Source organism: Actinomadura soli (genome assembly GCF_005889715.1).
In the GTDB taxonomy this organism is placed as follows: Bacteria; Actinomycetota; Actinomycetes; order Streptosporangiales; family Streptosporangiaceae; genus Spirillospora; species Spirillospora soli.
In genome coordinates, this window is sequence record NZ_VCKW01000060.1 from 1 (window position 1) to 15,504 (window position 15,504).

General features: G+C 73.2%; 12 protein-coding genes. 7 read left to right on the forward strand and 5 right to left on the reverse strand.

From position 1 onward, the window contains the following. The 6 genes from ETD83_RS14120 to ETD83_RS14145 all read left to right on the forward strand — a co-directional run. Positions 1 to 508: inositol monophosphatase family protein (locus ETD83_RS14120; RefSeq protein WP_329602785.1), on the forward strand; the 508-nt coding region annotated here is incomplete at its 5' end. 151 nt (positions 509 to 659) lie between these two features. Continuing rightward, complete coding sequence (gene cysD / locus ETD83_RS14125; RefSeq protein ID WP_138645575.1) at positions 660 to 1,577, forward strand: sulfate adenylyltransferase subunit CysD; 918 nt, start codon at positions 660 to 662, stop codon at positions 1,575 to 1,577. A 44-nt stretch (positions 1,578 to 1,621) separates the two neighbouring features. After that, complete coding sequence (locus ETD83_RS14130; RefSeq protein ID WP_138645576.1) at positions 1,622 to 2,884, forward strand: sulfate adenylyltransferase subunit 1; 1,263 nt, start codon at positions 1,622 to 1,624, stop codon at positions 2,882 to 2,884. A 153-nt stretch (positions 2,885 to 3,037) separates the two neighbouring features. Further along, the gene (locus tag ETD83_RS14135) at positions 3,038 to 4,039 is read left to right on the forward strand and encodes a sulfotransferase (protein WP_171064194.1); all 1,002 of its coding nucleotides are present in this window, start codon (positions 3,038 to 3,040) and stop codon (positions 4,037 to 4,039) included. Further along, complete coding sequence (locus ETD83_RS14140) at positions 4,036 to 4,974, forward strand: glycosyltransferase family 2 protein (RefSeq protein ID WP_138645577.1); 939 nt, start codon at positions 4,036 to 4,038, stop codon at positions 4,972 to 4,974. The genes ETD83_RS14135 and ETD83_RS14140 overlap by 4 nt, the downstream gene beginning before the upstream one ends. Beyond that, entirely contained in the window at positions 4,971 to 5,786 is an 816-nt protein-coding gene (locus ETD83_RS14145) for a WecB/TagA/CpsF family glycosyltransferase (RefSeq protein ID WP_138645578.1), read from the forward strand. Before ETD83_RS14140 ends, ETD83_RS14145 begins: the two co-directional genes overlap by 4 nt. 20 nt (positions 5,787 to 5,806) lie before the next feature. Here ETD83_RS14145 and ETD83_RS14150 read toward each other — a convergent pair whose 3' ends face one another. Genes ETD83_RS14150 through ETD83_RS14170 form a run of 5 tightly spaced genes read right to left on the reverse strand, consistent with a single transcriptional unit; the run spans position 5,807 to position 12,967 of the window. Continuing rightward, positions 5,807 to 7,447, reverse strand: a complete 1,641-nt coding sequence (locus tag ETD83_RS14150) for an oligosaccharide flippase family protein (protein WP_171064195.1) — start codon at positions 7,445 to 7,447, stop codon at positions 5,807 to 5,809. Continuing rightward, entirely contained in the window at positions 7,444 to 8,319 is an 876-nt protein-coding gene (locus ETD83_RS14155; RefSeq protein ID WP_138645580.1) for a sulfotransferase domain-containing protein, read from the reverse strand. Before ETD83_RS14155 ends, ETD83_RS14150 begins: the two co-directional genes overlap by 4 nt. Further along, entirely contained in the window at positions 8,312 to 9,526 is a 1,215-nt protein-coding gene (locus ETD83_RS14160) for a hypothetical protein (RefSeq protein WP_138645581.1), read from the reverse strand. The genes ETD83_RS14155 and ETD83_RS14160 overlap by 8 nt, the downstream gene beginning before the upstream one ends. Further along, positions 9,489 to 11,078: an O-antigen ligase family protein gene (locus ETD83_RS14165; protein ID WP_205717659.1), complete on the reverse strand. Its 1,590-nt coding sequence runs from the start codon at positions 11,076 to 11,078 to the stop codon at positions 9,489 to 9,491. Before ETD83_RS14165 ends, ETD83_RS14160 begins: the two co-directional genes overlap by 38 nt. Before the next feature lie 23 nt (positions 11,079 to 11,101). Then, entirely contained in the window at positions 11,102 to 12,967 is a 1,866-nt protein-coding gene (locus tag ETD83_RS14170) for a Wzz/FepE/Etk N-terminal domain-containing protein (protein WP_329602787.1), read from the reverse strand. A gap of 480 nt (positions 12,968 to 13,447) precedes the next feature. Here ETD83_RS14170 and ETD83_RS14175 point away from each other — a divergent pair, with 480 nt between their 5' ends. Beyond that, positions 13,448 to 15,421 carry a hypothetical protein gene (locus ETD83_RS14175; RefSeq protein ID WP_138645583.1) on the forward strand — a complete coding sequence of 658 codons (1,974 nt, stop codon included), beginning with the start codon at positions 13,448 to 13,450 and terminating at the stop codon, positions 15,419 to 15,421. Positions 15,422 to 15,504: the final 83 nt, after the last annotated feature.

Here is a 15,504-nt window from a genome sequence, read left to right on the forward strand (position 1 = left end):
GGGGCTGACACTCCGTACGGACGCGACCGGCGGCGCGTCCCTCGTCCGGGTCGACCCCGGCGAGCCCGACCCGGTGACGACCGGCTCGGACGTGGCCCGCAGGAGCCAGCCGCGCGAGGTCCCGCTGCACACCCCGGCGCCGGACGCGGGGAAGCTCCGCGTCGCCGTCAGCCGCACCCGCCCGCCCGAGTTCGTCCGGTTGCTGGCCGAAAGCCTCGACCTGGACGTGGAACTGGTGCCGATCGGGTCGGCGGGGGCCAAGATCTCCGCGGTGCTGCTCGGCGAGGTCGACGCCTACGTGCACGCCGGCGGCCAGTACGAATGGGACTCGGCCGCCCCGGCGGCGGTGGCGCTCGCCGCGGGCGCCCACGCGTCCCGGGTGGACGGGGCCGCGCTGGAGTACAACCGGGAGGACCCCCGGTTGCCGGATATCCTGGTGTGCCACCCTGTGTCGGCGCCGACGCTGCTGACCGGCATCCGGGACGTGCGCGGCGCCCTGCCCGACTGACCCGCACGCCGGTCCCGCCCTGCGGAAACCCTCGAAAGGGCCTCCGGCAAGGCGGGATTGATCAGCGGCGTGCCGGCGTTCGATCCGGTGTGGCCTCGTCCCGTCGGCCACCGGTGCATCTGCCACAACAGCGTGAAAAGAGCCCTAGACCATGCAGCGTTGCGACTATCTGCTGTCCCAGTTGGACGTCCTTGAGGCCGAGTCGATCCACATCTTCCGGGAGGTGGCGGCCGAGTTCGAGCGGCCGGTGCTGCTGTTCTCGGGCGGCAAGGACAGCATCGTGATGCTGCGGCTGGCGCAGAAGGCGTTCTGGCCCGCCCCGATCCCGTTCCCGGTGATGCACGTCGACACCGGGCACAACTTCCCCGAGGTGATCGAATTCCGCGACCGCAGGGTCGCCGACCTCGGCATCAGGCTGGTCGTCGCGTCCGTGCAGGACGCGATCGACAGCGGCCGGGTGGTGGAGGAGAAGGGGCGCCGCGCGTCCCGGAACCGTTTGCAGACGACGGCGCTGCTGGACGCCATCGAGGAGCACCGGTTCGACGCGGCGTTCGGCGGGGCGCGCCGCGACGAGGAGAAGGCGCGCGCGAAGGAGCGGGTGGTGTCGTTCCGGGACGAGTTCGGGCAGTGGGACCCGAAGAACCAGCGCCCGGAGCTGTGGAACCTGTTCAACACCAAGATCGTCCAGGGTGAGCATGTGCGGGTGTTCCCGCTGTCGAACTGGACGGAGCTGGACATCTGGGACTATGTCCGCCGGGAGGAGCTGGAGCTCCCGCCGATCTACTTCGCGCACACCCGCCGCGTGTTCGAGCGCGACGGCCTCCTGCTGGACGCGGAGACCGGGTTCGCGAACCGCGGCGAGGACGAGCCGGAGTTCGAGGCGACCGTCCGGTACCGGACGGTCGGCGACGCGTCCTGCACCGGCGCGGTGAAGTCGTCCGCCGCGACGCTGGACGAGGTGATCGAGGAGATCGCGGCCACGCGGATCACCGAGCGCGGCCAGACCCGCGCCGATGACCGCACCAGCGAGGCCGCGATGGAGGACCGCAAGAAGGAGGGCTACTTCTAATGGCCGGAACCGAGCCCGCGCTGGGCCCTTCCACGAAAAAGAGCATGGACCTCCTGCGGTTCGCGACCGCCGGCAGCGTCGACGACGGCAAGTCCACGCTGATCGGGCGGCTGCTGTTCGACTCCAAGTCGATCTTCGAGGACCAGCTGGAGTCGGTGGAGAAGACGAGCGCCGACCGCGGCGAGGAGTACACGAACCTCGCGCTGCTGACCGACGGGCTGCGCGCCGAGCGGGAGCAGGGCATCACGATCGACGTGGCGTACCGCTACTTCGCGACGCCGCGCCGCAAGTTCATCATCGCCGACACGCCGGGCCATGTTCAGTACACGCGCAACATGGTGACGGGCGCGTCGACCGCCGACCTGGCGATCATCCTGGTGGACGCCCGCAAGGGCATCCTGGAGCAGTCGCGGCGGCACGCGTTCCTGACCACGCTGCTGCAGGTCCCGCACCTCGTCGTGGCGATCAACAAGATGGACCTGGTCGAGTACGACCAGGGCGTCTACGAGCGGATCGTGGACGAGTTCACCGCCTTCGCCTCCAAGCTGGAGGTGACGGACATGACGTTCATCCCGATCTCGGCGCTGCACGGCGACAACGTCGTCCAGCGGAGCGTGAACATGCCGTGGTACGAGGGGTCGTCGCTGCTGCACCACCTGGAGCACGTGCACATCGCGTCCGACCGGAACCTGATCGACGTGCGGTTCCCGGTGCAGTACGTGATCCGCCCGCACGCGTCCACCGACCCCGAGCTGCACGACTACCGGGGCTACGCGGGGCAGGTCGCGGGCGGCGTGCTCAAGCCGGGCGACGAGGTGGTGCACCTGCCGTCCGGGCTGACCACGACGATCACGCACATCGACGGGCCGCGCGGGCCGGTCGACGAGGCGTACGCGCCGATGTCGGTCACGCTGCGGCTCGCCGACGACATCGACATCTCCCGCGGCGACATGATCGCGCGCCCGCACAACCGGCCCGAGGTCGCGCAGGACCTCGACGCCATGGTGTGCTGGATGACCCCCGACCGCCCCCTCGCCCCCCGGTCCAAGCTGATCATCAAGCACACGACGCGGACCGCGCGGGCGCTGGTGAAGGACCTGCACTACCGCCTGGACGTCAACACGCTCCACCGCGACGACCAGGCCGGGGCGCTGGAGCTGAACGAGATCGGCCGCGTCTCCCTCCGGGTCACGCAGCCGCTGTTCGTCGACGACTACGGCCGCAACCGGCTCACCGGCGGGTTCATCCTCATCGACGAGGCCACCAACAACACCGTCGGGGCGGGCATGATCACCGGCACCCGTTAGGCGGGGCGGCTCCCCCGGGTGCCGCTTCGCAAAGCCGACGCATCACACCGAACCGGGTCACATCGCCCGTCGAGGTGCGGAACAATGGGCTCCCACCACCCCGAACCTGTGAGGTCGAGCCGATGACGCATGTCCCCCCACCGGAGCGCGGACATGTCCGCTGAGCCCGCGGCCGAGACCGCGGACCGGCCCGCCGACCGGACGGAACCGCCCCGCGTCCTGTACCTCGGCGGCCTCGGCCGCAGCGGCACCACGCTGGTCGAGCGCCTGCTCGGTGAGCTGCCCGGCGCGATGGCGCTCGGCGAGGTCATCCACCTGTGGGAGCGCGGCGTCCACGCGGGGGAGCGGTGCGGCTGCGGCGTCCCGTTCGGCGAGTGCCCGGTGTGGCGGCGCGCCGGGGAGGCGGCGTTCGGCGGCTGGGACGTGCTCGACCTGGACCGGCTCGCGGAACTGCGCGCCGCGGTGGACCGTACCCGCTACATCCCCGCCCTCGCCCGCGACCGGCTCCCCGCCGACCGGGCGGCGCTCGTCGCCGAGTACGTCGACCACTACCTGCGGTTGTACCGCGCCGTCGCCGCGGAGTCCGGCGCGACCGTCCTGATCGACTCCAGCAAGCAGGCGTCGCTCGCGTTCTGCCTGCGCTGGGCGGCGCGCAGCGGTCGCCTCGACCTGCGGGTCCTGCACGTGGTGCGCGACAGCCGCGGCGTGGCCTACTCGTGGACGCGCCAGGTGCGGCGCCCGGAGGCCGACGCGGGCGGCGAGGAGTACATGACCCAGTGGTCGCCGCCGCGCACCGCCGTCCACTGGAACGCCGAGAACGGCGCCTACCAGCTCCTCGCCCGGCGGGGCGTGCGGGTGCGGCGGATGCGCTACGAGGACTTCGTGGCCGATCCGCGCGCCCGGCTGCGCGACATCGCCCGGTTCGCGGGCCTGCCCGCCGACGACGTGGCGCTGGCCTTCGTCGGCGACGGCTGCGCGGAGCTGACCGCCAACCACACCGCGTCCGGCAACCCGATGCGCTTCCGCACCGGGCCCATCGACGTCCGGTCCGACGACCGGTGGCGGACCGCGCTCCCGTCCGCGGACCAGCGCAGGGTCACCGCCATGACCCTGCCGCTGCTGCGCCACTACAGCTACCTCGGAGGCGACGCATGACGCGGGAGCGGGACGGGCATCCGTCCGTCGGCGTGGTGATCCCCACGCACAACCGTCCGGAGCTGCTGCGCGCGGCGCTGGACGCCGTCCTGGCCCAGGACTATCCGGGCGAGCTGCGGGTCGCGGTCGTGTACGACCGCGCCGAGCCCGACCCGTCGCTCGCGGACGTGCCCGGCGCGGACGGCCGCGTCACCGTCGTCACCAACGACCGCACACCGGGCCTGGCGGGGGCGCGCAACACCGGCATCCTCGCGCTGGACACCGAGCTCGTGGCGTTCTGCGACGACGACGACCAATGGCTGCCGGAGAAGCTGGCCGCGCAGACCGCCGCGCTCACCGGCCGGCCGGACGCGGTGCTGGCGAGCTGCGGCATCCTCGTGGAGTTCCGCGGCGGCGGCAACGCCCGCCTCGCGGGCGCCACGGAGGTGACGCACGCCGACCTCGTCCGGTCCCGGATGGTGATGGTGCACTCGTCCACGTACCTGGCGCGCCGCGCGGCGCTGACCGGCCCGGACGGGATCGGGCTGGTGGACGAGACCATCCCGGCGGGCCAGAACGAGGACTGGGACTTCGCGCTGCGCGCCGCCCGGCGGCACCCGATCGTGAACGTCGACCGTCCGCTGGTGCGGGTGCTGTGGGGCCGGACGTCGCTGTTCGCGGGCGAGTACGCCACCAAGATCGACGGGCTGCGGTGGATGCTGCGGCACCATCCGGAGCTGGCCGCGGACCCGGTCGGATCGGCCCGCGTCTACGCCCAGATAGCGTTCTGGAGCGCGGGGCTCGGCCACCGCCGGGAGGCGCTGAGCTGGTCGCGGCGGGCGCTGCGCGCCAACTGGCGGGAGCGGCGCGTGCCGTTCGCGCTGGCGGTCGCGTCCGGGCTCGTCTCCGACGAGCGGGTGCTGCGGACCCTGCACTCGCGGGGGCACGGCATATGACGACCGAGTCCGCGGCCGGTTCCGCAACCGAGGGCCCGGCGCCGGGCGGCACGTCGCGCATCGTGCTGCGCGGTGTGCCGTTCGACGCGCTGACCGAGGCGCAGGTGGTCGAGCATGTCGCCGCCGGCCTCGCGCGCGGCGCGGGCGGCCACCTGGTGACGCCGAACATCGACATCGTGCGGCAGGCCCGGCGGGACGCGGAGGCGCGGTCGCTCGTCACCGGCGCCGGCCTCGTCGTCGCCGACGGGACGCCGATCCTGTGGGGCGCGCGGCTCGCCCGCCGCCCGCTGCCCGCGCGCGTCACCGGGGCGTCCCTCATCTGGACGCTGAGCGAGGCGATGGCGCGCGACGGCCGGTCCATCTACCTGCTCGGCGGGGGCGCGCCTGGCGTCCCGGAACGTGCCGGTGAGGTCCTCGCCGAGCGGTATCCGGGGCTGCGCGTCGCGGGGGCGTCCGCGCCGCCGATGGGCTTCGACCGGGACGAACGCCAGGTCGCCGCGGTCGCCGCCGACCTCGCGGCGGCCAAGCCGGACCTGGTGTTCGTCGGCCTCGGGTTCCCCCGCCAGGACCGGCTCATCACCGTCCTGCGGCCCGCGCTGCCCGGCGCGTGGTTCGTGGGGTGCGGCGCGGCGATCCCGTTCGCGGCGGGCGAGATGGAACGTGCCCCGGAGTGGATGCAGCGGGCGGGCCTGGAGTGGCTGCACCGGCTGGTGGGCGAGCCCCGCCGCCTGTTCGGCCGCTACATCCTGCACGACCTCCCGTTCGCGGCGCGGTTCCTCACCGGCTGCGCGCTGGACCGTCTCCGCCGCTAGCCGGTGCCCGGCCCGGCCGGTCAGCGGCGGTGGCGACCGCCGCCGCGACCGCCGCGACCGTGACCGCCGCCGCCGCGGCCACCGCGGCGCAGGATCGAGCGCGCCGCCTCGTCCAGGCGCAGCGGGCGGCGCAGGAGGTAGCAGCCCGCGACGTACCCGGCGGTGCCGATCGCGGCGGCCGCGGCCAGCTCCGGCAGCCCGTCGCCCGCCGTCAGCCGCACGACCAGCGGGATCGCGCCGAAGCAGACGCCCGCCAGCGCCGCGGCCGCCAGGGAGCCCCGGCCGAACGGGTGCAGGCCCAGTTTCATCCGGAGCTGCAGCAGCGGGACGACGTTGCGGGCCAGCAGCGCGGCGCCGTTGCCGAGCGCCGCCCCCATGATCCCGATGTGCGGGATGAGCAGCACGCTGACGCAGACGTTCACGCCGAGCGCGAGCACGATGTTCGCGAGGTTCCAGGTGGTCTTGCCCGCCATCATCAGGACGACCTCGACCATGCCCGTCCCCGCGCGGAGCAGCATCGCGACCGCCAGCACCACGATCACCGGGGCGCCGTCGTGGTAGCCCTGCCCGAACAGCCGCAGCAGCTGCTCGGCGAACAGCACCGCGAGCAGGAACAGCGGCCAGTTGGCCAGCATCAGCCAGCTCGTGGCGGTCTGGTAGAGGGTGTTGGCCGAGCGGCGGTCGTCGTGCGCGAGCACCTCGGAGAGCTGCGGCTGGACCGCCTGCGAGATGGCCTGGTTGGCGAGCTGCCCGACGACCCGCAGCCGCGACGCCGCGGTGTAGATCGCCGCGTCGCGCGCGCCGAGCATCGACGCGACCAGCAGGATGTCCATGCGCTGCAGCATGATCTGGGTGATGCCGGCGAGCCCGCGCGGCAGCGCGTAGCTCCAGAACCGGCGGCCGAGGTCCGGCGGGACGTCCGGGGCGGCTCCGCCGGCCGGTGCGGTGCGCCGGACCATAGCGACCATCGCGAGGACGGCCAGCACCGCCGCGGGCAGGTACGGCCCGACCCAAGCGACCGCGATGAGCCCGGACGCCCCGGCGGCCGCCACCGCGCCGACCGCGGCGAGCTGCGCCAGCGGGCGGCCGATGTTCTCGATCAGCACCGCCGGCCGCATCCGCCGGAACCCCTGCGTCGCCGCCAGCGACCCCGCCGACAGGTTCATCACCGGCAGGAACACCGCCAGCACCCGCAGGTAGGTCACGCCGTCGCCGGAGTCGCCGTGGACCATCGCCTCGGCCACCCACGGCGCCGCCGCGAAGAGCGCGACGCCGAGCACCGCGGAGAACAGCACCATCGGCCGCAGCGCCAGCCGGACGAGCGGACCGATCCACTCGGTGCGGCCGAGCGAGCGGAACCGGGCGATGAAGTACACCAGGCTCGTCTGCGTCCCGAGCTCGCAGACCGCGCCGACCAGCAGGAACGCCGAGGTCGCGGCGAAGAGGATGCCCGCCTCGTCCTGGGAGAACGCGTTGGTGATGACGGCCACGACGACAAGCTGGGCGAGCGCCGAGATCGCCGCGCCCGCGATGTTCAGCGCGCCGCCGCGGGCGAGCGAGCCGACATCGGACCCCTTCGATCCCGCCCCCGCTCCCGAGCCCGAGCCCGGGGCCGCTTCCGGGCCGCGGGAACCGTCCGCGCCGGTCGTGGGCGCGCTCACCGGCGCCAGGACGGGGTGCGGCCGAGCCACCCCGCCAGCCGCTCGTCGTACGGGCGGAAGTGCTCGTCGAGGCGCGCGCGCAGCTCGTCCGGCAGCGGCGAGCGGCTGCGGGCGTTGTGCCGCTCGAACACCGGGGAGCCGAGCGGCGGGACGCCGAGGAAGTCCAGGACGCCCTTGTACACGGTCTCCGGCTCGGTGAAGAACTCGTGGCTGTCCACGACGAGGAGGCGGTCGCGGCCGACGAGCTTCTCCAGCCGCTCGATCTGCTCGATGTACCGGCTCCGCGCGAGGTAGGCGTTGTGCTGGAGGGCGTGGCTCGTCGCGGACGGGTCGGCCGCGAGGCGCTCCGCCTCGCCCGCCAGCCGCTCCTCCTCCAGCTCGACCGCCCGCTCGAACGGCTCGGTCTCGAAGCCGCGCCCCAGCTCGTGGGAGTGCGCCGAGTACGCGCGCTCCACCGGGTCGCGCACGAGCATCAGCAGCTTCACCTCCGGCAGGTCGGCGGCGATCCGCGCCCCCGCCAGCGGGTGGAACCCGTAGTACGGCGACGACTCGAACGCCAGCGGCTTCACCCCGTGCCGGCGCTCGACGCGCGCGGCCGTCGTCCGCAGCGGGAAATGCCCCTGGTACCAGGCGGGGCCCTTGCCGTAGCCGGTGTCGAAGTAGTGGACGCCCTTGTGCCACAGGGCCTTGAGCAGCGCCGGGTGCTGGCTGAGCGTCCGGTACATCGACGTCGTGCCGCAGCGCTGCCCGCCGACGATGAGGAATCCGGGCAGCATGCGGGCGCGGTGGGTGACCTTGCCCGCGGTGACGGCGGTGGCCTGGGCGAGCCGCTTGTGCCCGGGGGGACGCGCTGCCTGGTGCTTGTCAGCCATTCGTTTCCTTCGTTTCGTGCATGCCCTCGGTGAGGGCGGGGAGAAGCCACGCGCCGACGTCGCCGAGCCGGGCGCCCGCCTCGGCCTGCCGGTCCGCGAGATAGCGCGCCGCGAGTTCGGCGAGGTACAGCCGTGCGACGAGCGGGGCGTGCGGGGCGTGCGGGGGCTCGGCGCCGAACGGGGCCAGGGTGCCGGCCGCGTCGCGCACGCACTCCGCCGCCGCCCGCGCCGGGTCGGCCGCCGGGTCGGAGACCGCCCGCTGGAGGCGGTGGTGCAGCGCGTCGAAGCCGACGGGTACGTCGGCGGCGAACCGCTCCCAGTCCCACACCAGCAGGCCGCCGTCCGAGCCCGCGGTGTTCCAGGGCGTGAAGTCGCCGTGCCAGGAGCCGAAGACGATCTCGGCGTCGCCGTGGTGTTCGCCGATCGCCGCGAGCGCCGCGCGCAGCCGGTCCGCCGCCTCGCCCGGCAGCGCGGCGACGCGGTCGTTGAGAACGCTCCAGTATGGCGAGCCCGCCAGGCGGATGCGCTGCGTCCCGGCCGCCCCGGCGATCTCGCGCAGGGCGGCGGAGAACGTGTCCGGCGCGACCGGACGTCCCGGCTCCCACGTCGGCAGCGGGGTCAGCGCCAGGACGTCCAGCCCTCGCCACGACCCGAAGTGCAGCACCTCCGGCGCGCGCACCACGGCGCCCGCCGCGCGAGGCAGCCGCTCCAGCGCCGCGGCCTCGGCCCGGACGAGCCGCCCGGTCAGCTCGTTCACCCCCACCTTGACGAACGCGACCGGAGGCCCGCTCGCGCCGGGGGAGAGCGCCTGCAGGACCGGCTTGTCGTTGGCGCGCCCTGCGGGCCGCGCGTACAACGCGGCGCACACCGGACGCCCCAGGGCCTCGCTCAGGTACGTCTCCACGGTCTCGGCCCCGTCAGGGACGTCCACGCGCACGCCCTGCCGCAGCACCGCCCGCCCGAGCCCGCCGCGCAGCGACCAGATCAGCCCGGCCGTCACCAGCCGCGCGGCGCGCGACTCGACCCGGCCGTAGGCGCGCAGCGCCGCGACGGCGGCCGCGCGGTCGGCGGGCAGCAGGATCCTGGGCCGGCGGGCGCCGGGGGCGAGGAGGCGGCCGCCGGAGCCGAAGGCGACGCGTGCGGGTTCGGGCCACAGCAGCCGGGTCGTCTCACTCAGGGCCGCCAGCCGGTCCGCCGTGTCGCTCACGTTGTCCCTCCCGAATCCTGATGGGCCTGCCGTTCATTCGCGGGTACAGCGCGGCCCGGCGCGTCTTCGACTCCAGCAGCCGCCGTGTCCGGGCGGCGATGAGCGCCTTGTCGCGCGCCCGCTTGGCCCGCACGGCGACCGGCTCCACGCGCGGCGGGCTCAGGTCCATGCCGTTGCGCCACATCACCGCGAAGGACAGCAGGTAGAGCGGCATCGGCGTGTAGAGGCCGTCATAGATCGTCATGTAGTAGAGCACGAGCAGCATCGTCAGGACGCCGCCCGTCGCGATCGGGGAGATGTCCCGCCAGTACCGCCGGATCGCGTTCAGGAAGAACAGGACGTACAGGCCCGCTCCCACGAAGCCCTGCGAGATCAGCAGCAGCCACAGCTGGCCGTCGGAGCCGAGCGGCGGGTGCTTGCACTCCGGGCACGCCTGCGTCTTGCCGGTGACGACCGTCTTGTCGCTGCCGACGGCGTACCGCGTGTTGCCGTAGCCGATGATGGGCGAGGTGAACGTCGCCTCGATCGTCTTGGCGCGGGTGTAGGCGCGGATGCTGTTGCTCTGCGGGTTGTCGAGCCTGGTCTCGACCTGGGCGTACAGCGGCGACATCACGAACGCGGTGGCGCCGAGCACCAGCGCGACGGCCCCCACGCCGAGCGCCATGGCCCGGCCGCGCAGCGCCAGCCGGACGAGGACGTAGAGGGCGCTGACCCCGATGCCGAGCCACAGCCCGCGGTTCAGCCCGTAGACCACCGGGATCAGGGACACCGCGAAGATCCCCACGCCCACCATCCGGCGCTTGCGGGACGCGTACACCCACCACCCGAGGACGAACCAGATCAGCAGGATCGAGTAGTTGTTCCCCCAGGTGTTGGCCCATTCGAAGGGGCCCTCCGGGCGGACCGCCTTGACCGCGCCGACCCAGTGGATCTGCGCCGCGGTCGGATTGATGATGTTCTGCACGAACGCGTCGGCGCGCACCCGTCCGGGCAGCAGCATCCCGAACAGCGGGGTGACGTGGAAGTTCGGGGCCACGACGCCGAGCAGCCCGCCGAACGTGGTGGTGACGAACAGCGCCCCGAGCATCCGCAGGAGCAGCAGGCGCGGCAGCTCCCGTTCGCTGAGGTTGCCGACGTACAGCACGATGACCGCGGACGCGAGGTAGATGGCGAGGCGCACCAGGACCGAGACGATCCGCCCGAGGCCGAACTCGCCGTAGGCGCCGGGCGGGTTCTCGCCGAGCATGCTGAGGCTGACCAGGTACCAGACCAGGAACAGCACCCACAGCCCGAAGCCGGGCGGGACCCGCATCGGGCGGCGGTTGAGCAGGACGAGAGCCATCGGCACCGCGCAGATGACGAAGCTGAACACGCCGAGGCCGACGATCCACCACACGGGGTAGCCGACGAGCAGCGCGACCAGCGGCCACGCCGAGCGCGGCAGGTCGCGCAGGCGGGCCGGAAGCGGCTCGTCGCTCCGCGACGGCGGCGCCGGACCGCCGGGCGCGGTCTCCGGCGCTGGGCTCGCGGACGTACTCGGGGGGGACGGCATCGGCTCGGATCGCGTCGGACGGCTCAGGGCCGGCCGGACTCGTCGTCCGAGTCCGCGTGCCCGCTGCTGAAGCGCGGTATCACCGACGTGGTGTCCGGCTCGCTGCCGTTGGCCGGCGCGCGGTGCTCGGCGTCCCCGTCGCCGGCGGGCTTGGCGAGCGTGCCCCGCCGTGGCCCGGCGACGGCACGGTCACCGGGCGGGTCGACGAGGGTGCGGTCGGCGGGACCGTCCCCGAAGGCTTCGAGGTCCACGCCGCCGATCGCGTTCGGGCCGGATGCGGCCGCGCCGGAGGAGGGCCCACCGGGCGAGCCCGCGGCGGACGAGGCCGCGCCGGGCGCCGGGCGCGGGGCGCGGCGCGGCTGCGGGCGGGCGGTGGAGTGCGGCTGGGCCGGGACGACGAGGGTGCCGAGCACCGCGACGCTCATCCGGTCGAGCGCGCGCACCGACTCCTCGACGTCCTTGCGCCTGACGTCCGGGACCTCCACGACGACCAGCGCGGTGTCGGCGGCCTCGGCGATGGCCTGCGCGTCGGCGCTGCTGCTGGTGGACGGCGCGTCGATCACGACGTAGTCGGTGTTGGCGCGGAGCTGGTCGACGACGTGGACCATCTGCCGCGTCTGGAGCAGCTCGTAGGCGAGTTCGGTGTCGATGCCCGGGGGGACGACCCACAGCCTCTTCTGCACGGGCGAGCGGACCATCGCGTTCCGGAGCGAGCGCTTGCCGAGCAGGACCTCGGCGAGCCCGACGCTCGCCGGGGCCTCCGTCAGCCGCGCCGACTCCCGGGAGTGCAGGTCGGCGCAGACGAGCGCCACCCGGGACTGGGTGCGGGCGAGCGCCGCGGCCAGGTTCGCGGCCGACAGGCCCGCTCCCGGGCCGTCGGTGGCGCTCGTCACGAGGATCACATGGTTGCCGTGGCCGAGGACGGCGTTGAGCTGGTGGCTCAGCTCGTGCACTTCCTGCCCGTTGCGGCTGCGGGCGGGCAGCAGCCCGAGCCGGTCGCCCTTGCCCGCCGGGTGCAGTTCCAGCAGGACGGGCATGTCGAGCATCCGCTCCACGTCGGCCGCGCTGCGCAGGCGGGTGTCGAGGCGGTCGCGGACGGCGCCGGCGCCGAGGCCGACCAGCAGCCCGGCCATGAGCCCGCCGGTGAGGTACAGCGGAACGTTCGGGCCGCTGGGCCGCGTGGGCGTGGAGGCGTTGCTGATGATGCGGCCGGGGTTGATGCTGCTGGTGCTGAGGGAGCCCAGGCGCCCGGTCAGCTCGGTGATCTGGCGGCTGATGATCGCCTGCTGGCTGCGCGCGTAGGTGCGGGCGGCGCCGGAGTAGCGCGGGATCCGGTCCAGCAGGACCTTGTTCTCCTCGCTGAGCTCCTGGATCTTCTTGCTGATGACGTCCATCTGGCGCTGCAGGTTCGCCTGCGCGGACGCCGTGCGCTGGTTGAGGTACGCCTGCGCGAAGAGGTTCGCGCCGTTCGCGGCGGCGCGGGGAGTGTCATCGGTGAAGGCGATGGTCAGGACGCCCGAGTTCGGCGGGACCGAGACGGCGACGTGCGCCAGCAGGTGGTTCTCGTCGTCGCCGTACTTGAGCAGCCGCTTGGCCTCCTTGGCGACCTCGAGCGACTTGGCGACCTGGGCCTCGGTGTCGAGGTTGACGTCCGACTTGGTCTTGGAGGCCTCGGGGGCGGAGTCGTCGAACCCGGTCGGCGCCACGAGCACCTGCGCCTCGGCGGTGTAGGTCTTGGCCAGCGTGAACGTGTACGCGCCGACGCCCGCGAGGACGAGCACGGCGAAGCACAGAACGATCCCCCAGCGCCGCCGAATCAACCCTGTGTAGTCGACGAACTCTTTGGAGGGTGCTGGTCTAGACGACACTTCAGTCCCCTTCACGGTCACCGCCCCGCCGCCGCGCGAACTGCCGGGCCGATGGGGCTGGTCGCAGAATGAGGTGGGGGGCGTGGCGTCGCGGTCACTATATCGATTCGGCGGGCCTGCTTCCGACAATCGGCGTGATGGAGGACATCACCGGCGCGGAGGGACCGGCACCATGGCTCCGCGTCCGTCACCTTCCGTGATCACCCCGTCGCGGGTCGGCCGTCGCGCGGCTTCCCGTCTCGCCCGGCGCCGCCGGGCCGCCATCGCCAGGTCGGCGGTGGTCGGCGCCGTGCCGTCCGGTTGCCGGGATGCGCCTGGCGGCCGGGCCTGGCCGCCGCTATGCTACCGCAGGCTCCCCCCATAGGTATCAGTCGGGTAACTCTCGCCTCATGAGTATGTACCTGCGACACGATGGGCGCATTGGTCACTACTTCTTCTTTCCGATGATTCCCCGCCGAGGAGGCATAAGTGTCGCGTCTGCGCCGTGATACCGCGGTTGCGGTGACGGCATTGGCTGGGATCGGCCTCGTGGCCGCCCCGCAGTTCGCCGAGGACCGCCAGGTCCCGGTCGTCGCCAGTGCCGCGCTAGCCGCCGGGAAGATGCCCGTCGAGACGCCGTACGGCGGAACGCCGAACATCGAACCGAACCAGGGCGGCTGGGCCGGCGTGGTCTACGCGATGACCCAGGTCGGCGACAAGATCATCGTCGGCGGGAAGTTCAGGTCCGTCAAGCAGGGTGAAACGACGTACGCCGTGACGCACCTGCTGGCGATCAACGCGACGACCAAGCGTCTCGACACCGCCTTCAAGCCGCAGCTCGACGACGCCGTCGAGGCGCTCGCGCCCGGGGCGGACGGCAAGTCGGTGCTCGTCGGCGGCAGGTTCAACACGGTCAACGGCAGCGCCCGGCCGAAGCTCGCCCGGCTCGACGTGAGCACCGGCAAGGAGACCGCCAACGGCACCTGGAAGACGCCGGGAGTCCAGGGCGGCGCCGTCTTCGACATCCAGCAGGCGCAGGGGCGCCTGTACGTCGCCGGGCAGTTCACCTCGGTCGCGGGCGCGAGCCGCAAGGGCTTCGCGGCGCTCAGCCCGACGACGGGCGCGCTGTCGACCAAGTTCGGCACGGTCCCGTTCATCGGGGTGCACAACGGCGGCGTCTCCCGCGTCCGCCGGATCGCCGCCACCCCGGACGGGACGAAGCTGTACGCGATCGGGAACTTCCGCACGGTCGGCGGCGTGGAGCGGCGGCAGTTCGCCCGGCTGAACCTCGGCGCCTCCTCCGACGCGCTCGACACAGGATGGAAGACCGACGGGTTCGCCACCGCGTGCAACACCGTTTTCGACAGCTACGTGCGCGACATGGCGATGTCGCCGGACGGCAAGTACGTGGCGGTCGTCTCGACCGGCGGCCCGTTCGGCACCACCCAGCTCTGCGACAGCGCGACCCGCTGGGACAACGCCGCCACCGGCTCGGACGTGAAGCCGGTGTGGGTGAACTGGACGGGCGGCGACACGCTCGACTCGGTCGCCATCTCCGGATCGGCCGTGTTCGTCGGGGGGCACCCCCGCTGGTCCAACAACCCGTCCGGCCGTGACAGGGCCCGCGCGGGCGCGGTGACCCGGCCGGGAGTGGCCGCCCTCGACCCGCGCAACGGCATCCCGTTCTCCTGGAACCCCGGCCGCGACCCGCGCGGCGACGGCGCGTGGTCGCTGCTGGTGACCGGCGACGGCCTGTGGGTGGGCAGCGACACCAACTTCTTCCTGCCGCCGTCGTCGCAGAAGTTCCGCGGCAAGATCGGCTACTTCCCGTTCGCGGGCGGCGCGACGCTGCCGGAGGACGTGACCAAGCAGCTGCCCGGCAAGGTGTACATCGCCGCGCCGGGGTCGGTCCTGCAGCCCAACAAGCTGGTCTCACGCACGGTCAGCGGCACGACGGTCGGCCCCGACGTCACCGAGACGGTCGCGGGCGGCATGGACTGGTCGGACGTGCGCGGCACGATGCTGATCGACGGCGTCCTCTGGTACGCCAAGTCCAACGGCGCGCTGTACAAGCGCACGTTCAACGGCACGGCCGTCGGCGCCGAGGAGCTCGTCAACCCCTACGCGGACGCGGAGTGGGACGCCGACGAGCCGGCCTGGAAGGGCAGCCCGACCGACTTCTACAGCTCGCTGGCGGGCGGCCTGACGACCGGGATGTTCTACGACAGCGGCCGGATGTACTACACCAGGGCCGGCGCCTCGTCGCTGTTCTACCGCGCCTTCACGCCGGAGAGCGGAATCCTCGGCGAGGAGAAGGTCGCGGTGGCCTCCGGCTGGTCGAACGTCCAGGGGATGTTCGTCTCGGGCGGCAAGCTCTACTACGTCGCGGCCGACGGCAAGCTGAACGCGGTGACGTTCGCCGACGGCGTGCCGAGCGGAAGCCCGACCGTGATCGGCACGGCGGACTGGCGGGGTCGCGGCCTGTTCGTCGGCTGACCGGTTTCGCCGGCCGACCCGCGGCTCGGCGGTGTACTTGGGCCAGGCGCCCGCCCGAATACGGTGGGCGCCTGGCCTTTACG

What these genes read in the sequence shown, in the direction of transcription:
- cysD (WP_138645575.1), top strand. Translation starts at nt 660, where the DNA reads ATGCAGCGTTGCGACTATCTGCTGTCCCAGTTGGACGTCCTTGAGGCC.
- ETD83_RS14130 (WP_138645576.1), top strand. Translation starts at nt 1,622, where the DNA reads ATGGACCTCCTGCGGTTCGCGACCGCCGGCAGCGTCGACGACGGCAAG.
- ETD83_RS14135 (WP_171064194.1), top strand. Translation starts at nt 3,038, where the DNA reads ATGTCCGCTGAGCCCGCGGCCGAGACCGCGGACCGGCCCGCCGACCGG.
- ETD83_RS14140 (WP_138645577.1), top strand. Translation starts at nt 4,036, where the DNA reads ATGACGCGGGAGCGGGACGGGCATCCGTCCGTCGGCGTGGTGATCCCC.
- ETD83_RS14145 (WP_138645578.1), top strand. Translation starts at nt 4,971, where the DNA reads ATGACGACCGAGTCCGCGGCCGGTTCCGCAACCGAGGGCCCGGCGCCG.
- ETD83_RS14155 (WP_138645580.1), bottom strand. Translation starts at nt 8,319, where the DNA reads ATGGCTGACAAGCACCAGGCAGCGCGTCCCCCCGGGCACAAGCGGCTC.
- ETD83_RS14165 (WP_205717659.1), bottom strand. Translation starts at nt 11,078, where the DNA reads ATGCCGTCCCCCCCGAGTACGTCCGCGAGCCCAGCGCCGGAGACCGCG.